The 21,848-nt window shown below is 41.3% G+C and carries 15 protein-coding genes and 2 tRNA genes; 3 read left to right on the forward strand and 14 right to left on the reverse strand.

Annotation, left to right across the window (positions count from 1 at the left end):
• Positions 1-130 precede the first annotated feature (130 nt).
• Positions 131-2,644, reverse strand: a complete 2,514-nt coding sequence (locus AB5217_RS22195) for a YfhO family protein (RefSeq protein WP_032844199.1) — start codon at positions 2,642-2,644, stop codon at positions 131-133.
• Between the two features lie 151 nt (positions 2,645-2,795).
• Positions 2,796-4,214, reverse strand: a complete 1,419-nt coding sequence (ahcY, locus tag AB5217_RS22200; protein ID WP_004302401.1) for an adenosylhomocysteinase — start codon at positions 4,212-4,214, stop codon at positions 2,796-2,798.
• A 182-nt stretch (positions 4,215-4,396) separates the two neighbouring features.
• On the opposite strand from ahcY, the gene AB5217_RS22205 reads away from it, so the two are divergent.
• Positions 4,397-5,599, forward strand: coding sequence for a PAS domain-containing protein (locus AB5217_RS22205; protein ID WP_032844226.1), 1,203 nt, complete (start codon positions 4,397-4,399; stop codon positions 5,597-5,599).
• 142 nt (positions 5,600-5,741) lie between these two features.
• On the opposite strand, the gene AB5217_RS22210 is transcribed toward AB5217_RS22205, so the two are convergent.
• Both AB5217_RS22210 and AB5217_RS22215 read right to left on the reverse strand, forming a co-directional pair.
• Positions 5,742-7,430: a S41 family peptidase gene (locus AB5217_RS22210; protein WP_004310710.1), complete on the reverse strand. Its 1,689-nt coding sequence runs from the start codon at positions 7,428-7,430 to the stop codon at positions 5,742-5,744.
• 45 nt (positions 7,431-7,475) lie between these two features.
• Positions 7,476-8,465, reverse strand: coding sequence for an adenosine kinase (locus AB5217_RS22215; RefSeq protein ID WP_009000957.1), 990 nt, complete (start codon positions 8,463-8,465; stop codon positions 7,476-7,478).
• A 77-nt stretch (positions 8,466-8,542) separates the two neighbouring features.
• On the opposite strand from AB5217_RS22215, the gene AB5217_RS22220 reads away from it, so the two are divergent.
• Both AB5217_RS22220 and AB5217_RS22225 read left to right on the forward strand, forming a co-directional pair.
• A tRNA-Asn gene (locus tag AB5217_RS22220) sits at positions 8,543-8,616 on the forward strand.
• A gap of 28 nt (positions 8,617-8,644) precedes the next feature.
• Positions 8,645-8,718, forward strand: a tRNA-Asn gene (locus tag AB5217_RS22225).
• A 1,898-nt stretch (positions 8,719-10,616) separates the two neighbouring features.
• Here AB5217_RS22225 and AB5217_RS22230 read toward each other — a convergent pair.
• The 10 genes from AB5217_RS22230 to AB5217_RS22275 form a co-directional block, all read right to left on the reverse strand.
• On the reverse strand, positions 10,617-11,321 hold the full coding sequence (locus AB5217_RS22230; protein WP_032844201.1) for a ComF family protein: 705 nt from the start codon (positions 11,319-11,321) through the stop codon (positions 10,617-10,619).
• Positions 11,322-11,351: 30 nt separating this feature from the next.
• Positions 11,352-12,155: an inositol monophosphatase family protein gene (locus AB5217_RS22235; protein WP_032844202.1), complete on the reverse strand. Its 804-nt coding sequence runs from the start codon at positions 12,153-12,155 to the stop codon at positions 11,352-11,354.
• Positions 12,156-12,395: 240 nt separating this feature from the next.
• The gene (locus tag AB5217_RS22240) at positions 12,396-13,925 is read right to left on the reverse strand and encodes a hypothetical protein (RefSeq protein WP_368112866.1); all 1,530 of its coding nucleotides are present in this window, start codon (positions 13,923-13,925) and stop codon (positions 12,396-12,398) included.
• A gap of 13 nt (positions 13,926-13,938) precedes the next feature.
• Positions 13,939-14,718 carry a hypothetical protein gene (locus AB5217_RS22245; protein WP_009038942.1) on the reverse strand — a complete coding sequence of 260 codons (780 nt, stop codon included), beginning with the start codon at positions 14,716-14,718 and terminating at the stop codon, positions 13,939-13,941.
• A 7-nt stretch (positions 14,719-14,725) separates the two neighbouring features.
• A complete protein-coding gene (locus AB5217_RS22250; RefSeq protein ID WP_004296439.1) occupies positions 14,726-15,499 on the reverse strand; it encodes an endonuclease/exonuclease/phosphatase family protein in 774 nt (257 codons plus the stop codon).
• A 31-nt stretch (positions 15,500-15,530) separates the two neighbouring features.
• A complete protein-coding gene (locus tag AB5217_RS22255) occupies positions 15,531-16,487 on the reverse strand; it encodes a FecR family protein (RefSeq protein WP_008642606.1) in 957 nt (318 codons plus the stop codon).
• Positions 16,488-16,595: 108 nt separating this feature from the next.
• The gene (locus tag AB5217_RS22260; protein WP_004317492.1) at positions 16,596-17,177 is read right to left on the reverse strand and encodes an RNA polymerase sigma factor; all 582 of its coding nucleotides are present in this window, start codon (positions 17,175-17,177) and stop codon (positions 16,596-16,598) included.
• Positions 17,178-17,295: 118 nt separating this feature from the next.
• Positions 17,296-19,479 (reverse strand): alpha-N-acetylglucosaminidase, encoded by a 2,184-nt coding sequence (locus AB5217_RS22265; RefSeq protein ID WP_008642605.1) that lies wholly within the window; start codon positions 19,477-19,479, stop codon positions 17,296-17,298.
• 6 nt (positions 19,480-19,485) lie between these two features.
• Positions 19,486-20,571, reverse strand: a complete 1,086-nt coding sequence (locus AB5217_RS22270) for an acyltransferase family protein (protein WP_008642604.1) — start codon at positions 20,569-20,571, stop codon at positions 19,486-19,488.
• A 14-nt stretch (positions 20,572-20,585) separates the two neighbouring features.
• Entirely contained in the window at positions 20,586-21,842 is a 1,257-nt protein-coding gene (locus AB5217_RS22275; RefSeq protein ID WP_009038939.1) for a GntP family permease, read from the reverse strand.
• Positions 21,843-21,848: the final 6 nt, after the last annotated feature.

Consider the following 21,848-nt stretch of genomic DNA (forward strand, 5'->3'; position numbering starts at 1 on the left):
AGCAGCATAGCCAAAAGAAAATATAGCAGAACTGTAAAATATAAAAGAGGTTGTGCCAACGTTTTGACACAACCTCCCTTATTTAATAACCTTATGATACACAACAGGTTTACGTACTATTTCATTTCGCTTAGGACTTCTTCGCTATCTTGCTCCGCTGCGTCCACGCAAGAAGCATAACTCCGATTAACAATAAAGCCAATGCTGCATAAGCAATACTTTCCGTGACGTGTATGCTTTGCGGATCAAACCACATCTCGATGGTATGTTCCCCTGCCGGCATATTTATCGCACGCAAGATATAGTCTGCACGGGCAATATCCACCGGCTGGCCATCGATAGTCACCTGCCATCCCGGATAATATATTTCAGAGAAAACAACAACTCCGTCTTTAGGAGTGGAGGCCTTATAAACCAAACGATTTGGCTCGTAACTGGTTAACTGGATGGTAGATAGTGAATCTTTATATCCTTCTGCCACACCTTTCAGCTGTTCTTTAAACTTCACATCCACTACGGCTGTTTCCGTTGGAAGAATATCGTTCAAAGCATCTATTTCTTCATTTGCATTATTTACATACTGCACCTTATCTACGAACCATGCATTACCGTATGCATAAGGATTCATGACAGGAACAGCCTGCCCTTGCTCTCCGGCAGGGAAAATGAAGTATTTGGTATTCAGCATATTCAGTACACGGAATTTAGAAGCATCCACACTGTCCATTTGTCCACCGGCAGTAGCCACAGCCTGATAAGTTTCTTTCATTTCGGGCACGATGTGATGGTCTATCATTTCCTGATAGCGGCGAAGTTTCGCTGCATGATAGCCACCGACACTCTTATGCCAATATGCTGTATTGTTTTCATTAAATGTATTACCGGGGAAACCGATGAAGTTCAGTACACGATAATTCGGAGTCGTATCCTGAAGAATAATCTCATCCGCCTGTGTTTTCACGAATGCTTCTGACCGCTTCGACTTCGGCACGAACTGTTCGTCATTCAAATAGCGTTTATTGACACTCCACATATCTATCAGACACAAAAGTGCAATACCCGCCAGTGTGAAAGAGGCTTTCAACTTCCGCAGTTGATACAAGAATAAGAACAGGCAACCGATCACTATAATAAAGAAGCTGCGCCATGCATCCGAAGCAATAATGGCTTCGCGCATTTCAGTCAGATTGGCCACAAACGGAGCCAAATGTTCGGCAGGAAGTGCTTGTTTCAAAGCAGTCATCTCCTGTGTCGTTATAAAGCTGGAGAAGAAAGTGCCCGGGGCGACAGCTAAAATGAGTGCCACACCGGCAGTTAGTACCAACGCAGCAATCACTCCTCTGCAGTTCTTTTCCTGTTTCAGCATATCCGGTTTACTCAAAATCTCTTTCAAGGCAAAAATCGCCAACAAAGGTATTGTAAATTCAGCTATTACCAGAATAGAAGATACAGCGCGGAACTTATTATACATCGGGACATAATCGATAAAGAAGTCCGTCAGCCCCATGAAATTCTTTCCCCATGAAAGCAGAATCGAGAAGATAGTAGCTCCCAGCAGCGCCCATTTAAGAGGACCTTTCACTATAAAGCACCCCAATACAAAGAGGAACATCACAAATGCCCCCACATATACCGGACCGGCTGTCCACGGCTGCTCACCGAAATATTGAGGTAACTGTGAGTAAATACCGTTATACATTGGATTGGCCTTTGCCATAGCAGCTTCGCTCTGTGACATCGTAGATCCTGATCCTCCCCCCTTTACATTCGGAACCAGCAACGTCAACGTTTCACCGATACCATAACTCCAGTTGGTTATATAATCACGATCCAATCCGCTACTAGTCTGACTGGCAGCAGCTCCCTCCTGCTTCAATTCGCTCTTGCCGCGCATCGTCTCCTTACTATATTCATACGTATGATACAGATTGGAAATATTGATGCAGACTCCTACCACGGCAGCCAGTGCTAAAACCCCGCTAGCCTTGAAGAAATGAGGCAATTCTTTCTTTTTGTAAGCATCTTCAAAGTAAGCTCCTACAAAAAACAGAATCACAAACATGAAATAATAGCTCATCTGAATGTGATTCGACTGAATCTGAAGGGCGATGAACAGGGCCGTAACGATTCCGCCCAACAGGTATTTCTTCCGGTAAGCCAGAACGACACCTGCAATCGTAGGTGGTATATAAGCCAATGTCACAAACTTCCAAATATGCCCTGCCGGTATCAGAATGAAGAAATAGGAAGAGAATGCCCATATCACTCCGCCTAATCCTGCCAGCCAGGCCGATATTCCAAACGCCCGCAAGAGGATATAGAATCCCAGCATCATGATAAAAGTCAGCACTACATAATCCGGGAGAAAGAGGCGATAAACCTTCTCCACCCCTTTCAGGGACGTTGTCGAGTCGTAACTCGGAGACATCTGATAAGTAGGCATACCTCCAAAAATCGAGTTTGTCCAGCGCGTACGTTCTCCGGTACGCTCGAGATACTCTTTCGATTCTTGTCCTGCACCGACTCCGGCAGCCGTGTCATGCTGAAACAAGATACGACCTTCGATATCAGCCGGAAAAAAATAGGCGAAAGAAAGAATGATAAAAGCCAGAATGGCTATTAAGTCAGGAAGAAACTTTTTCATTTACGATGACACGATTTACTATTTACGATTGAAGTTTGAATATAAAAATAAATACGACCGGACAATCTAACATTTACAATTGATAACAGTGGAATATCGATCTCCCTTATTTATCAATCGTAAATGGTAAATCGTCTAATCGTAAATCAAATTAGTATCTATAATGATCTGCTTTATAAGGTCCGTCCACCGATACACCAATATAAGCGGCCTGTTCGGGAGTCAGCTTAGTCAGTTTCACACCGATCTTTTCAAGATGCAGGCGAGCCACTTCCTCGTCCAGATGCTTCGGCAAGCGATATACATTGATATCATATTTCTTGTTGAACAGTTCTATCTGCGCCAATGTCTGATTGGTAAATGAATTACTCATCACGAATGACGGGTGTCCTGTTGCACATCCCAGATTTACCAGACGACCGTCGGCCAACAAGATAATGCTATGTCCATCCGGGAAATAATAACGGTCTACTTGTGGTTTGATGTTCACACATTTGATGCCCGGATAATGTTTCAAAGCATCTACCTGAATTTCATTATCGAAATGGCCGATGTTGCAAACGATAGCCTGGTCTTTCATTTTCTCCATGTGGTCGATACGGATAATATCGATATTACCTGTCGTAGTCACAAAGATGTTACCTTCCAGACAAGCCTCTTCCATCGTCACTACTTCGAAACCTTCCATTGCAGCCTGCAGTGCACAGATCGGGTCTACCTCCGTCACGAGCACCCGCGCTCCATAAGAACGCATGGAGTGAGAACAGCCTTTACCCACATCACCATAACCGCATACCACTACTACTTTTCCGGCAATCATCACATCTGTTGCACGCTTGATTCCGTCGGCCAACGATTCGCGGCAACCGTACAGATTATCAAACTTAGATTTCGTTACCGAGTCGTTTACATTGAATGCCGGGAACAGCAATTTGCCTTCTTCCTGCATCTGATACAAACGGTGTACGCCTGTCGTAGTCTCTTCAGATACGCCACGCACTTCTTCCGCCACACGATGCCAGCGAGTACTGTCTTCTGCCAACACTTTCTTCAAGATGGCATTCAGTTCTATTTCATCCTCCGCGTGTACTTCCTTATCCAATACGGCAGCATTATTTTCAGCATCATAACCCACGTGGATCATCATTGTTGCGTCACCGCCATCATCTACAATCACATTCGGTCCCTTACCGCCGTCAAAGCTCAATGCCTGCAACGTGCACCACCAATAATCGGCAAGAGTCTCGCCCTTCCATGCAAATACCGGTACACCGGCAGCAGCTATCGCAGCAGCAGCATGATCCTGCGTTGAATATATATTACAAGAGCACCAACGTACTTCAGCTCCTAAAGCCACTAATGTTTCAATCAGCACAGCCGTTTGAATGGTCATGTGCAACGACCCCATAATGCGGGCACCTTTTAACGGTTTGGATTCTCCATACTTTTCGCGAAGAGCCATCAGGCCGGGCATTTCTTTTTCTGCCAAATCGATTTCCTTGCGTCCGAAATCAGCAAGTGTAATATCTGCCACCTTATAGGGCAGAGTAGAGAATAATTCTGTAGACATATTGTAAATCATTTATATATAATGGATGCAAAGATAGAACATTCTGATTAGTAGGGCAAAAGCTATCCGTTTTTTTATATTATAATAACTAGGGAGGCTGTCAGCATCTCGGAATATTGTTTTATATTTGCAACAGATAAAACAACTTCTACAACATTCTAATGAATAATAACGAATCTTCTATGAGAAATTACGAAAACAAAACAAAGGAAGATCTTTTGGAAATAATCGAACAATTAGAGAAGAAAATAGATTTTCTTTCCTCTCATTCTTCTTCTGATTCTTCCTCTCCTTCCAAAGAACGTTTTCGTGATAAATATAGTACCCGGATACTGGATGCTCTTCCTGACATGCTCACCGTCTTCGACCATGACGCCAATATCATAGAGCTTGCTTCTTCTCCGGCAACTAATCACGTAGAAGGTATCAGCCCCAACAATATCACTACCACTAACGTAAAAGACATTCTGCCCAAAGAGGCTTATGAAAGTGTCCGCAAGAATATGGATAAGGTGATTCTCACAGGAGAAAGCTCCACAGCCAGGCATGAATTAATGCTAGACGGTGTTTTACATCACTACGAAAACCGTATCTTTCCTTTGGATAAAAAGTATCTGTTGTGTATGTGCCGTGATATATCCCAACAATGGGAGGCGGAACAGACGAATGCCCAACAACAGAAAGAACTAAAGGCTGCCAGAATCAAAGCGGAAGAGTCGGACCGATTGAAATCTGCTTTTCTGGCAAACATGAGTCATGAAATACGTACCCCGCTCAATGCCATTGTAGGATTCTCCAAACTAATCACTTACGCAACATCTGCGGAAGAGAAGAATCAATATTCGGAAATCATCGAACGAAATTCGGAAATGCTGCTGAATCTATTTAATGATATTCTGGATCTGGCATCGCTTGAAGCTGATTCTCTAAAATTCAATATCCGCCCGATCAAATTAATAGATATCTGCCTGCAGCTGGAACAACAATTCTGGCATAAGACGCAAAACGGTGTCAAACTTATTTTGGACGACGTAGATACGGACATGTATACTTCGGGAGATTGGAATCGCATCATACAAATTATAAGTAACTTGCTTAGTAACGCTACGAAGTTTACCCCGAAAGGAGAAATTCATTTCGGCTATCGGGAAAAGGAGGATTTTGTAGAGTTCTACGTTAAAGATAGCGGCATCGGCATTCCGGCAGCAAGAATTGCCACAATTTTCCGGCGCTTTGGAAAGGTCGACGATTTTGTTCAGGGAACAGGATTGGGATTAACTCTTTGCAGAATGTTAGTAGAGAAGATGGGTGGACGTATCTGGTTGCGCTCCCAGGAAGGCCAGGGAAGCAGATTCTATTTTACCCTACCTTTGATTCGTCAATAAAGATCGATTAAGGACACAAATATCTGTGTCCAGGCATGACCTTACATGACTATTTACAATTAAATATAGATATACAGAAAACGCGGCTTGTTGGTAACAAAACCGCGTTTTCCGCATATATCTATGTTTGAAATATATTCATTTATTCCTTAGCAGCCGGAGCACTAAGCATTTCTTTATATTTCACCGGATCATTCAGAATTTTCATCGCTTCCTTCAAACCGTCATCATCCTTCAACTGCTGGATGATATTACCACGTTGGTAATAGTAACGCTTGATAATTTCAGTAGCAATCATCTTCTTTATATCAGATGAGAAATAATCCAAGTCGCGGTCAAGATCATGATTTAACTTCTTCTCAAGTGCCTTGAACTCCTCTGAAGCATCATCCATATACCCTTCAAACTCGGCAGCTTCTTTCAACGTTTTCAGAATTTTCTCGCTTTGCTGGTCATATTTGAAATCAGCTTTCTTCACCAACGCTTTAAAATCATTATAATCGGCATCTGTCACCTCAAACTTCTCCGGAGCAACGATGGTAGGATGTTTCAAACAATACTGAGTTGCATAATCAAAAATCAGATTATCGCGTACCAGATAGAAGAGGATATTCGGTAATTTCTCCTGTTTGATAACAATATCCGGCATTACACCACCTCCGTCGCGTACTTCACGTCCGGCAGCCGTATGGAATACCTTAGTCAAACTGTCAGGAATGGTTCCTACACTTCCATCTTCATTACGATGCTTGTAGTCAATAGCCTGTACACAACGTCCACTTGGAATATAATATTTGGAGGTAGTCACTTTCATCGTTCCGCCATAAGGCAAAGAGCGGGGAACCTGTACCAGTCCTTTTCCGAAGGTACGGTTACCAACGATAACGGCACGGTCGAGATCCTGCAGAGAACCTGATAAGATTTCGGAAGCAGAAGCGGTTCCACTATTTACCAATACCGCAATCGGAATATCCAAGTCCAACGGCTCGCGCAATGTCTTATAAGTGTTACTAGCTTGTTTGATTTTCCCTTTGGTCGTTACAATCACCTTTCCACGCGGCAAGAAATAATTCGCAATTTCTACTGCTTCATCCAGCAATCCACCGCCATTACTACGGAGGTCTATCACCAACGAAGTAGCTCCCTGTTTCTTCAAATCCAGAAATGCTTTCTTAAACTCTTTGGAAGGGTTGCCGGAAAAAGTGCTAAGGCTAATGTAACCTACATTATTATCCAATACGGCAGTATAAGGAATCGCCGGATTCTGAATAGACTCACGTACAATCGTGAACTCCATCGGCGTACGTCCACCTTTCTCATTCGGGCGCTCAATCTTTAGCTTAAAACTGGTACCTGCCTGTCCGCGTAACATCTGGCTGACTTCCGCATTATTCTTACCGGCAAGATCCTGTCCGTCAATCTCCATCAGTATATCTCCCGCTTTCAGACCGGCTTTTGCAGCAGGCGTTCCCTCAAAAGGTTCAGAAATCATCGAACGTTTTAGTTTCGTATTATAAGCAATGTAAGAACCCATCCCACCAAATGATCCTTTAATCATCTGCTCCAGTTCACTCTGATCTTCTTCCGGGAAATATTCCGTATAAGGATCCAGCGTATAAAGCATATTATCGATTCCTTCCCGAATCGTTTTATTCGGATCAATGGTATCTACATAGAACATATCCAGTTCTTTCACAATCGCATTAAATATATCCAGATTCTTTGCAATCTGGAAATTACGGTCGTCTCCACTCTTGAAACTAAAGAAAGCAACTGTTGCTATCACCGCTACTGCAACAATAGCTATCTGCCTGTTCAGCAATTTTTTCATACCTCTTTCAATCTAAATGAGTCGTAAAAGTAGCTCAATCCTTTGTTATTCCGCCAGAATCCTGTTAATATTTAACTTAATTTCATCCCAACGTTCCTGTGGTATCGTTGTTCCGATTACCTGAATAACATTTCCCGAGAGAATAGAACCTATTTTCGCACATTTATCCAACGAATATCCGCAAGTCAATCCGTATAAGAATCCGGAAGCAAAATAATCACCGGCACCGGTAGTATCTACCACTTTTTGAACCGAAATGGCCGAAACCTTTATTTCTTCTGTCCCTTTGCGGATATAAGAACCATTTGCCCCCACTTTTACAATAGCAATACTGCATTTCTTGGCAATCACTCTCAAAGCTTCCTCCGGCTCCTTGCCGGTAAAGGCTTTCGCTTCCTCTTCGTTTGCAAAGACAATGTCGACATATTTGTTTATTAACAAGGTGAAGAATTCCAGATCATTAGCCACAATGTTATAACTAGCCATATCGAGACAAATCTGCAAACCGGCTTCTTTAGCCAGTTCAATGGCGTGAAGAATCATTTCGTGGTCCTGAACAAGATAGCCTTCTATAAATAGGTACGCGTAACCTTTAAACATATCCAAGGTCAGTTCCTCTGCTCTCAAAGAAGCCGCTGCTCCCAGATAGGTTCCGAAAGTGCGCTCTCCATCCGGTGAAATAAAAGTGGATGCCACACCGGAAGGCAGTCGATCCGAGGTCAATAATTTGTCTTCAATCTTATTTTTCTGCAGATTTTCACGAAAAAATTCTCCATAATTATCATTTCCCACTTTTCCGATAAACCCTGTTCCAGCACCCAAACAAGCCAGTCCGAGGATGGCATTTCCTGCTGATCCGCCTGTTGCCAAGTGAGTTTTCATCTGTGAAAATTTTGTGTTAATCTGCTGTAACTTAGCGTCATCGATGAGCTGCATGCTTCCTTTGGGTAAACCCATTTCATCCAAAAGAGTATCATCCTTCAGGGTTGCGAGTACGTCTACCAGGGCGTTGCCCAATCCTATTATTTTGTCCATTCCTAATATTTTTTTTGCAAAGATATTGCATATTTCAAAAAAACCTAGTACTTTTGCATCGCAATTGAGAAAAACATTCTTCCTTAGCTCAGTCGGTTAGAGCATCTGACTGTTAATCAGAGGGTCCTTGGTTCAAGTCCAAGAGGAAGAGCAAAGTTGAAAATCTTGATTGCAAACATTCTTCCTTAGCTCAGTTGGTTAGAGCATCTGACTGTTAATCAGAGGGTCCTTGGTTCAAGTCCAAGAGGAAGAGCAAAAAAGAAGCCACCTAGAAGGGTGGCTTTTCTATTTATTCACCTTTCTTATCATCCAAAGGACTAATAATATATCTTGTGGGATTTGGCTCAGAACAACCATATCTCTAAAAGTAGGTACATCATATCGGTACAAAAAGGAATTAAATAGTGATTAACCGGTGTGGTATTGAATCACAACAGAATCGAATAAATTCTCTTATTGGATATTTATTTTCCATTTTTCCATGTCCCCCTTCATCTTTTCTCTGTCTCTCTGATGAATAAGGAGTTTGCGGGTGAAGGGTAACAACTTCACCATCTCTTCTCCTGTAGCGATTAGTTTCAAAAATTGTTTCAAGGCTTGAAACAATCCGTTTCACACCGAGAAACATCTAGTTTCAAATAGGGTTGAAACTAATTACGAAATAGCTTTACTAATCTTGCTCAATGGTGGAATCTGAAAGTAGCAATTTGACTTGATTCACGATGAAGAGAAGGTGAAGGGGCAGCTATTCACCTGCAAACTCCTTGTTTATCGGCAATACAGAAGAAAAGTGAAGGAGCTGGAAGAATTGAACATGTTATAGAAAAGAGCATCGAATTGTTCAAAACCCATATGGAATGAGTCGAATCGTCTATTCATAGGAAATGATTTTAATTGGGCATTTCTATTTATCCGTTTGCCTATCCAGATTCGTTCCACTTGCTATTTTTATTTCGTTCCATTATAGTGGAACGAAGTAAAAGTAGCTAATTGAGATAATCTGACTAGGCAATAAAGATAATTTGTTTGGGCAATTAAAAAAGTCTTATTGGCACACCTAACGGAGATACGGTGGCGAGGCATGCATTCGTTTAGCTCAAAACTGTGCAGGAACGAACTTTTTTGGTATAGGCTGCCCTGAAGCACATTACCCAAACTTTTAAACTGTTCCCCGATTTTTCAGACTAATCTAAAATTTATCCCCGCTGATTTGCTACTACTCCAAAGACAGCGGTTCAGTTTGAAAACGGCGGCTTAGTCTGAATATTGGGGATTTGGGGATCAGTTTGAGAACAAAGACGAAAGAATAAGGGGAACCTCCCGGATAAATCCATTAGTCCCCCTCTGGTATTGGTCGTACCTCATCGTTTCTTGATAAAGGCAAGTAGTTACACATAAATGTAATGTTTTCGACCTTTTAGCCGTCAGACCACCACTCCGTCCCATTTGACTTGCCTTTAAAGTTTAAATAACATTAGATCTTGGCGAAAAATAGCAAACCACAACCAACTGGCTGCTATGGATTCGCCGTGACACTTCATTTGTTTAATGAAAAAATAGACGAGGCAGTCCTACCGTTTGGATATAAACCACCTCGTCTTGGGGTCTTAGCCGAACCTGTTTATTTCTCTATCTTCATTCATTTCAAATCGGTTTAAATACATGAAAGAAGGAAAGAATACCATAAGAGATGTCCAGCCGGAGATTTCTTGATTGTATGGCAATGCAGCCAAGAGGGGTATTCTCAAGCAAATCACACGATTGCTTTGAGGAGAAAGCGGGCATATCTTTTTTGTTCTTTCCATTTATAACAAATGATGGTTTGCGCCCTATTACAAACCCTATATATACAAAAAAAGCGGTAGGGCATTTGCCTATCCGCAAGCGAGGGAGTCGAAGCCCTATACGCACAAACAGGAAACACCCCCCGCATATCGCAAGGAGCATTTTACTGTTTCATGTGCGTATTTGAATTTTCGACTTTTCGCTTGCACAGAAATCAGCTAAACGCTTTTTTTCTTCAAAAACATAAAAACATGTCGATCTACGACAGTGCAAATATAAGAAATTATTAATTCATTCGGTTCTCAATCTCGTTTTTTTTATAAAAAGTCATCTTTGAGAAGCCCTTTATACATTCTTGAAACAAATTTAAGCCGTTGCCAACGTCAATATACTAATCCGTATTCCTTCCACATTCACTAGGCAGGAAGCACATGCCAGAGTAGTAGAACCAGTGGTCAACACATCGTCAACTATCAATATGTGTTTTCCGGCAAGTGTTTTGGGATGCTGAAGCTCGAAGATACCTTCCACATTATCCCGACGTTCAAACACAGATTTACGCGTTTGCGTTTCCGTATTTTTCTTACGCAATATGGATTCTGTATCGATGGGGATTCCTGTTACAGCAGCAATACCACGGGCAATCCACTCACTCTGATTATAACCACGGATTTGCTGTTTTTTCTTATGAAGCGGTATGGGGATTATCACATCAATTCCCTGAAAAAAATTGGAAGACAAAAGTTCGGCAGCCATATACCGCCCCATAATTGCACCAATTTCCTTTTGTCCACCATATTTCAACCGATGAAGAATCAACCGGAAGTCGCTTCCTTTCTCATAAAAGAAAAAAGAAGTAGCCCGTTCCAAAGGGATTTGTCCCCAGAAGAGCCGTTCTACCGGATTATCTTTTCGAAGATGATAATTAGTACGGGGTAGATTGATATTACATACTGTACAGATACATTCTTCACCCTTTGCTAACGGTCGGCCGCAAACAACGCAGCAACGGGGAAATAGCAAAGATAAGAAGGAACTAAGCCAGTCTTTGATAAGAAGTGTGTGTTTCATAATAATAGAAGTTTGAAGTTGCAATAGCACCTACATATTCAATGGAGGGACTTCTGCTAGGAGCTTCTGAAAGAAAGGATGAAGATTCCCGTTCGTTGCGATAATATGATGTCCTTCTATGAAATGATCCTCACCATAAAAATCAGTCACCTTTCCTCCCGCCTCCTGAACAATCAGTGCTGCCGCAGAATAATCCCATTTTCCGAGAAATGCTTCCATCCAAGCATCAAAACGCCCAATAGCCACATAGCAGATTGCGGCAGCAGCCGAGCCATTCATTCGAATACCGCCCACTACCCCATAAAGCTGATCGATGAGATGAAGAGCAGTCTGTTTATATTGCAGATGATTATAAGGTAATTCTGTAATAACAAAGGCATCTTGGATATCCTCAACACTCGATACATGAATTTCTTCACCATTCATAAACGCTTTTCCACCTTTCCAGGCATAGAAACATTCATCCCGGCAAACCTCATAAACGACGCCTAAAAGAAGTTCGGTACGGCTACGTAAAGCGATGGACACACAATAAGGAGCCTCATCATGAATATAATTCGTGGTTCCATCCAAGGGGTCAATCACCCAACAGTAGGGTTCATCCTGATAAGTGGCAGAGCCTTCTTCTGTAATGAATCCCGCTTCAGGCAATAAAGCAGTAAGGGCTTTCACCACTCGCACTTCAGATTCTTTATCCACATAAGACACATAATCGTGTGCATGTTTTTCCACCACACGCTCACGGCGGAAGTTCTTTCGTTCTTCTTTCAAAAAATATCCAACTTCGGTAGCAATCCGGCATACATCAGTTGTAAGCTGCTTCAAATCTAACATTTATTATTCAAATTAAAAAGTGCTTCGAAGTTATAGCTTTTCCGGCAAAAAGCATAAAGGAAAATAATATTTTCGTGTTTGATACGCAAATTAATGAGATAACATCAAAACTATTATAACCAATATTTAAAAAGACATCTAAAAACAAGGCCGACTCATTTTCTTTTATGAGCCGACCTTTCTTTACTTTTACATCAAAATATAAATGTATTGTCCTTTATTCCTTAATTTATAACAACATTACTTCTGAACCACAATTTTCAACTTACAGGTACGTCCATAGAGTAATGCCACACCGTCATAAGTGAGTCCGGTTATGCCAGCTCCCGAATAGGCTGGCCCCTGGCTTCCTACCACTCCTGTAGGAGTAGCTATTTTACATCCTCCGGCAACTAATGCATCCATATCGTTTGCGGCTTCAATAACATGAATGACACCGTATTTGCCCGCCGCAGTAACAAAGGCAATATAAGAACCGTCTTTTATCTGCAAACTACAAGGATCATTCGGATATCCATCAGACGCATTGACTCTTTGCATTAACATATCGGCACCTCCTTTAGCTATACTTTCCAATACATTCAACGCCTCAAAAGTCTTGACGTCCGAAGCCGCGTTCGCCATCATCACATCAATACCAAGATCAGTAACCTTATCATCAGGTATAAGAGTAAACAACGTTTTGTTGGTAGCAACACCTGCCGGTTTGATCCAGTCATTCACATCATAAGCTCTCCCTATCGGCCCTCCATTAATTCTTGACGCACTGACATAAGAGAAACCTCTGTTTTTAACGGCAACAAAGCTCGGATTTCTCCATATATTGATGAAAGCAAAGTCTACGCTATTTGCCTTTGAGCCATATCCTTTAATTTCCTTCAAGCTTAATACATGTTTCTGCACACCCCGTATCATTATTCCCTCTATGGAGAAAATATAAGGTTGATCCGGTTCTGTTGAATGTTCCCATTCAGGCGCCATTTCGATATCGTTGAAAACAAGCGCAACATTATTGTCAACACCCTCAAGACCTTCGATATTGATAATCTTTTCCTCTTTCAACCCCTCTATATCTTCTACCACAATCTTGATTCCATTGGTCTCTTTATTGTCTACGACAGTTTTCAGGATAAATTCCATTTCCAACGGATTGCCTGATACCGGAATAGTCGTATATTCCTTCAGGTCACCCAGTACTTTATTACACAATGTATGTTTTATAGACTTAATGCCCACAGCAGAACGAATCACCACAGACAGAGAAACCTCTTCATCGGGTACTAAAACAGGGAAATCTGATGGTTCGGTGAATATCTGGGATGGAAGTTTGGTTATCTTTTTAATAGGTATTACCTTTTGTGCCGTTTTTGTCAAAACGTCCGTTGATGTTACCAGTATCCCGGCTGCTTCACGCGTGTTGACCTTGACATTCAAGTCAAATTCAAGTGTCATATCAGTTTGCAAGGTATCTATCTTTAAACGTTGACGTTCAGTCGCGTTTATCTCTTCATATTCTCCATTCTCATCCATCTTCAACAAGGTAGCATATATGCTATGTATACCCACAGCTGAAAAACTTCTGGCAGATACAGTCACCGTCGAGTTATACTCCACCACATCTATCTCGGAAGGAGAAGTTAGTTCTACAGTAGGTGGCGGATACGCGTTGTCGTCCGAATAATCGGACTCACTATCACTACAATTTGTCAACAACAAACCCCATGGAAGGGCAAGTATCAGGATCATTATATTTTTGATATATTGCTTCATGACCGTTCATTTTTTATTTTAAAGATTCGATTTGTAATTGAAAACAATGTAAATCTCCGCTTACACTTGTTTCGGTTACCCCCCTAAAAGCCCATTTATGTGAAGTCAGGACAAATATACAATACTCGGAGTCTCTATTTCTATTTTCCACTTCTACGAAAGAATAGGTATCAGAAGTTAAGTTAGAAGTAATTGCCGACTCAAGATTAGGCAATAACGCACGTTTAACAGTGCCTACCAGAACCGTCTGTTCGTTTACCTTTTTCTTGAAAACGTCGACAGCCGGAGCTATAAGGTCTTCACTATTTAATGATACAGAACAGAAGAGCATATCTATTCCGTTCACTGCTTCTGTTTTTGTTTCAAGATATCTGCAATCGTTTTTTACTACATATTGTGTCATTTCGGAAATAGTAGAAGGAAAAAGCACAGTACTGCCGATTATCTTTTTCTCTCCGTTACTATAGCTGACAGGTACAAACACCGGCACTTTCTTGCTCTCTCTAGCAGTCTCCGTACCCGTATTTATGATTGCAGTTTGCCCATAGACAGCGTTCGTCCTGTCCAACAATGCCACTGCATGAACAGTGTTTCTGATAGATGACGCCACCTCTTTATAACTACAAGAGCTAAATAAATTTTGCTCTGACAAGTGCGCATAAACCAATACGTTAGTTGTTCTGAACCGGTTCCATTCCGGAATTTCTTCTCCCTTGTTATCCTCATCACTACACGAAACGAACAGGCAAGAGATGATACATATAAATAGCAGATATAGATAGTTTGATTTCATATTTCATTCATTTTACAAATTCAACTTCAGCAAACAAAGCTCTGTGGTCAGATACTTCCGGATTAGATAAAACTTTAAACGACTTCACTTTCCACTTATTCTGTGGAAGTCCGAATATATAATCAATCTTGATTGTCGGCTGATCTGCGGGATAGGTGAATGTATCATCACAGATTCTCTGCCAGTTCTTCATTACCTCACAAATCACATTAGAGTCGGTCCGGGCATTAAAATCTCCCCCCAGCAGTGTCGGGGTATCTCCCGTACCAATCCGCTCATTAATCTGTTCGGCCATTGCGCTCCTTATCAGGTCTGTCGAATGATCCAAGTGAGTCGTTCCTATCCTGATTACGTCTGAAGTTCCCGGCTCCTGAATATCTACATATAATAGCGTCCGGGGTTCTTTGGCTCCGTCTATCCCTTCAAAAGTTTTGTTATTGATATAAACAAAAGGATATTTTGAAAGGATAGCTACTCCATATTCTCCACCACCAGTATCCATCGCTTTCCCGAATACGGAAAACAATCCCAACTCCGCAGCCAGTTGAGTGGTGAAATCCTGATTTTTGTTCCTTTTTGTGTTGTAATCTATCTCTTGCAACATTACAACATCCGGATTGTATTTCCTGATAAATACAGCATACTCCTTCACCGAGTAACCGGTCATTTCCCCGGACATCCGGCAATTATAGCTCATTATTTTAAGAGCCTGCGCATACGTACTTTGATACGCAAAGAAGAAAAGGCATACCCATACAATGGGCTTTAAAAGTGCTTTCATAAATTTGTTTTTGTTATTAGATTAAGTTTACTTATTCAACGGTATATGTATATTCTGATATTTTTTTAAAGCTAACCGGTGTTATGGATTGCATCACTTCCAACACATAGTTCAGGTCGTTCCCTTTACAAACAAAGTCGTACGTAAACGAAGCAATCTTTTCGTTTTTAACTGTAATCTCTATATCAAAATGCCGCGAGAGTGTTGTAAGCACCTCTTTCAATGATGCATTTCTGAAAATAAGCCGGTTGCTCTTCCAACTCGAAGCATCATCGTGATATCTATCAGTTTTTATTTTTATTACATTACTCCTTTTTTCATAAACTGCAGTTTGTCCGGGAAGCATTTGCTGCATAGGCCTGCGGCTTTGCACATGCCCGATATTTATACTTCCTTCGTCGAGTGTAGTTTTGATTACCTTATCCGAAGCGTATGCTTTTACATTGAAACACGTTCCCGTCACTTGTATTTTCACATTCTCGGCAAGTACCAGAAAAGGGGATTTCTTGTTTTCTGCTATCTCAAAATAAGCCTCTCCTTCCAGCGTAACATTCCTGTTGTATTTTGCAAACTGTTCCGGATAAGTCAATTTAGAATCGGCATTTAACCACACCCGGCTACCATCAGGAAGTAATACGAGTAGCTTTTCACCCCTTACAGCACAGACCTCCCGATAAACAAGGTTTGCCTCACTATGACTTTGATAGAAATTATATCCTACACCTATCACAAGCAAAACAATTGCACAGGCTACCGTCCACTTAAAGAACAATGGCATCCTTATTCTCCTGTTCTTTCGTTTTTCTTCCCGCATCACGGCTTCCTGAATATTCTTATAAATGCGATATTCATCAAAAGGAGGCAATTCTCTGTCGCCCAATTCGAGCTGTTTGCCTTCTATTATCCTCTGAATGTCGTCATCCATATATTTCCCGATGCCGTCAACTATTTCAAGGTCCTGACTTGTATGTTTCTTTTTTGATTTCATATTTCAATATCTATTAGTAATACACACTGTTACAAAAAAGTATTATACAGACTACGTTAAACCGTGTTAATTCAAAAGAACGTTCCATTTCAGCAAAAAGAGATAAAACTACATCATACAATAAAGCAACAATAGGCTAAGCTCTCCCACTGTCGCGCGAATCTGCTTCAAAGATTGGCTATATTGAAATTTAATTGTATTGATCGAAAGATTAAGTTTATCGGCTATTTCCTGATTGGAGTATTTTCCCGAAACTTTCATTTCAAAAACCTTGCGGCGTTGTGGCGAAAGTTGCTCAAGAGCTTGCTGTATGATGTTCATTTGTTCTTGTTTAAGGTTTTCGTTTTGAGAATTGTCTTCCAATTCCAAAACCATTGAAAGGCAATCCTCAAGTAAATAGATATTTTTCTTTGAGTCTCTCAACGTATTGAGCAGATCGTTCTTCAACATTGTAAAAAGGTATCTGTTTATAGGTTTTGTCTCGTCGATTTCTTCTTTTTTCAGCCAGAGTTTTAAGAATAAGTTCTGCACAGCATCTTCAGCCAATTCTTTATTCAGCAAATATTTAAATGCCAAAGAAAAGGTCTGCGCCGCATACGTCTTGTACACAATACTAAATGCCAGCTGGTTCCCCTCTTTCAGAGCCTTAACCAAAGCTTGGGCTTCATCCTGTGAGTATTTCTGGGACATCTTAATCATTTTAAATATGAAAATAAAAAGCTTATTATATCAAGTCCTTACTTTCAAATATATTAATTCTTTCTGATATAGCATGATTCGCGAGCAACAAATGAAACAGGTCTCTTATTTATTTCACCAGTCTTTGATATTTGCTGAACAAAAAAGTGGAGAATGATAATAATCCGTCAGTTGTTGAATGAACATCTTTTCGAACATCCTTCCGATCAGTTGCATTTACCCAACCTTCTTCTATTTCTTTTAATTCATCTTCAAGTTGCTTCTGATCCACCTCTACACCTTCCCCAACTGCTTTGATAAATGTATCGATATACACCTCCCAGCGCTTTGCATAATAATCACTTATCAGTCCTGCCCACGAACGACTGGCATAATCGTTCAGGCTTCCACCCCAAGTAGTAATCAAGTTGCGAGCATTCTTTTCATAATAGTCTTTCAACTGGGGAGAATCTCCCATCTTCCGCGCATCATCAATCCATTTATCCAGCGAACAATAAGGATGAAAGGCATTCAGCTTATCCAAATCATTCAATATCTCCTTCATTTTTTCGCCGCAAGCTTTCAAAGCCTGATGGTCTTTAGCTTCAACCATCCTGTCAAACTCCATTTTCACATCAAGAAAGTAGTTTCCAAGCACCTGTCTGCCTACAGTAATCAAATCCAGGCGAAAAGCATCTCTCCGGTCAGAAGGTGCCTCATTCAGTTTTCTCCAGACCTCTAGTAGTTCAACATTGCTATACACATTACTTGTCCGTTTTTCACTGTTCTTATTCAATGCAGGGCGATACCCGGGTAAAGTACCCAATGTGCGCGGCACCTGTACATAAATGTCATTGAATAATCGTTTCCAAGCATCGCGCACAGACTGCGACACACATCCCACATGTCTGTCAGCCAGACATTCAATCCATTTATTATCATCTACATTCAGGTTCCATGCTTTCTCAAGAATGTATTCGTAGGGAAATTGCATCACATCCAATCCTTCCAGCGTAGAGCCGATTCCTTTAAGGTTGCCTCCACCGTTAATGAGAGCATTCTCAAGTCGTGCGCCACTTTCTTTGACGTTACCTGTCAAAGTCGTGTTTCCACCGAAATTGCCCAGATAACACCAAATATAGGGCTGATTATGAAAATGCTCTGTTCTTTTCCATAATTCAACATTTTCACAATGATAATCAAGTAATATCATTTTATTCTGTGGCACTCCTGTCAGCAAAGCCTTCATTCGCTCGGAAGTCCATTTATCTTTATCAAAATAAAACATCCACGTCATTTGCATCCATTGGGCTTTGGGATCGGCAGCCGTCAATGTAGCGTACATATCCGAAGCTATCTTCCGCAAATATTCGGGTTCGAAACTGGGCGGGTCAACCTCGTTGAAAGGATCTAAACCATAAATATGATCGGTTCCGAAAAGTTTTTTTTGTTCATCAAGAAATAGTTTCTGAATTTTCGCAAACAAAGCATCGTTAGGGTTCAAAAAGTTACAACGGTATGCATCAGCAAAGCCGGCCCATTTGCCCAAATGTTGAATATCGGCCTCGGGATAGATCCGTTTTAAATCGGCAGGTACATGTCCGGCGAAGGCTGGTAATACGGGCTTCATATTCAATTCACGCTCACGTGCGAGTATTTTTTTCTGCAAGCTTACCTGGTGTTCCAGCCATTCCATCGGCAACGGACCGTTCCAACGATCTATGTTAGCCATCCGATGCCAGGGCAGATACGGTGGTCCCGTGAAGTAAGAGCGTATTTCGATGTCCGACATTCCCATTTTCGACCAGACTTTATACCACACAGCTTCTTGTCCGGTAATTGCCAAAGGCATATTTATACCATTAAGGGCCATCCAGTCAATAAAGCGCTCCCATTCTTTCCATTGCCACCAAGGCATCGTGTAACCATACGTGCAGTAATTCAGGAAAAAGCGAGTATCCACTCTCGCTTCCGAAACGACCTTCTCACCAACCATCGGCAATTCTTCAGGAATTTCAACGGCTATATCCGCATACCATGACACTGTAGTGAGACAGTAATATTTCAAGTAATGGTTCAGTCCCATCGCCATTGAATTGGCGTTGTTTCCACCGATTACAATTTTATCTTTTACGGACTCTATCGTAAAGCAGTCTTTCTCTCCTTTTAATTTTTGAAACTGAAAACTCTCGATGTATGACGGCAGCAAACGTTTCAATAATGCTTCCGCAACAGCTACGTCTTTGTCTTTAGCCTGAAGAGCCAACGACATAAGCAGCATAACCAGACACGTGTATACACTTTTTCTTTTCATTCTGATTTATAATTTTATATAGATTTTTCTTTTTAACAAAATATATCCCAACAGCCCATTGAACAAGAGGAAAAATACACCGTACATAAATGAACCGAAGTAATTTCCGAATAACGGGTTAAGCAAATTATTGAATACAGCCGTATGGATATGCCAATGCACAAGCAATCCTCCGGCTATGCAACTAAACACATAAATTACAAGCGGATTCGCTCCAAATGCTTCAAAAAACGAAAACCACTTTTTATTCTGCTTCACATCAATGATATAAAGTAGCAATGCCAATGACAATGCCGCAATCCCACAAGTAAGCAAAACAAACGAAGGAGACCACAAACGTTTATTCAAAGGACAGGCATAGCTTAACAAATAGCCGGCAAACAACAGCGTGGTACCTATAAGGAATAGATTCAGCATCCGGCGGTCATTATCTTTAATATCGATGATTATCTTTCCGCAAACAAAACCGATCATTACTTGAGACACAGCGGGAATCGTACTAAGTATCCCCTCGGGATCGACAAACTGGCGGCCCTGAAGATACATGTGGTTAGCCCCTAAAATAGCCGAATCAATCATCCCGACGATATTATCCGCACTCTTTTCAAATCCGTTTCCAAATAACTGAAAAATAAAGTAGACAATCAGCAAGATAATAGCTAATGGCATAAAACGCTTATGCGGTATTGCTACGGCCAATAAGGCTGTAATACCATAACAAATCCCAAGCCGTTGCATAACTCCCATCAACCGGAGCTGACTCAAATCAAAATAGTTACCACTATCGATTGATGTAATGAACCACTCCATAACCAGACCTATAAATATTAATAAGAGACTTCTTTTTATGATTTTCGTAATGGCCGGTCGACACTGGAAGTCATACTTACACAAAGAGATGTAGGTCGAAATACCCATCAGGAACATAAACATCGGAAATACCAGATCGGCCGGCGAAAAGCCATCCCACTTGGCATGTGCAAAAGCGGCAAAGTTATACCCGCACTTTCCTGTATTGTTGACCAAGATCATCCCGGCAACAGTAATACCCCGAAGTACATCAAGCGAAAGTAACCGTTTGTTCGGATTCATAATATTTGATTCTTTTAATTACTTATTATATATAAAATAGTCGTTCCGGCAGCTAACACTATCCCTATAAGCGATTCATAAGGTATCAGCTTCAGACGTTCCTTAAAATTGAGTTCGCATACGCCTCCTGTCGCATGAAAGAACGAACCATGTGGCAAATGGTCAAGAACTGTAGCTCCGGAATTAATCATAGCCGCTCCCCAAACCGCAGAAATGCCTATAGCCAATATCGTTTCAGCGAACGAAGAAGAAGCCAGTGTCGCTCCGGCTGTTGTCGATGCGGTAGCCGCCGACATCAACGCGCCTGATATAGGAGCAATCAATGCATCACTCATATGAGCATGATCCAATCCTGTAAGAATCCAATCTTTCAAAGAAGAGTTCTTTATGATACCGGCAATAGTTCCGGTTCCTATCAACAGAATAGCTACCACAGACATCTTTTGCAGTCCATATTCTATACTGGGAAGAATATTTTTCCATTGTTTCATACAGATAGCACCACATAAACCACCTACCGGCAAAGCTATCAAAGGATCAATATTGATTCCTGCCGCAGGACGTAATGCCAATAAAACAATCGTAACAACAGGAGCAATCAGACTGGTTCTTAACGAGGGCAAATTTCTCTCTTCCTCTTTATCCTCTGTTTGCATCATCGTTTTTTTGTTTTTCACTGTTTGAGGCATCAGACGGACAATAACAAAAACAGTGAAAAACAAACCGATCACTGCCGGTAAAATATTGGCAAACATTACAGCCGATAGATCTGCATTAAAATTTCCGGCTGCTATAATGGTGTTCGGGTTAGGTGATATGATATTTCCACATTTACCTCCCCCGATCATAGCAATAAGTAACACAGATGGAGACAGGTTTAGACGCTTGCCTATCGAAAGAGCCACCGGCGCAACGGTTATCACAGCCACATCAATAAAGACGCCTACCGTACAAAGCAACATCGTTGCGAGTGCCAATGCCATAAATACCCGTTTTTCACCCATTTTGTTTATAATCGCATTGGAGATGACCGTGGTAGCTCCGGTTTGTATTAATATGCCTGACAAGACTCCGGCTGTCAGAATCCGCAATACCGCCGGGGTGACCTCTTTCACTCCTTCGGTCATCACCGTTACGGTCTCATTTAAAGATAGTCCTCCCAACAACCCTCCGACTATCGCTCCGATAATCAGACTGTATGTCGGAGAAAGCTTTCTTATGATTAACAGTATGGATAATGAAAGCCCGATTAATGCGCCTATCGCTGTCATTGAGTA

The sequence above is a fragment of the Bacteroides sp. MSSM.1001136sp1_RTP21357st2_D2_RTP21359_211015 genome (assembly GCF_040913205.1).
Taxonomy (GTDB): Bacteria; Bacteroidota; Bacteroidia; order Bacteroidales; family Bacteroidaceae; genus Bacteroides; species Bacteroides ovatus.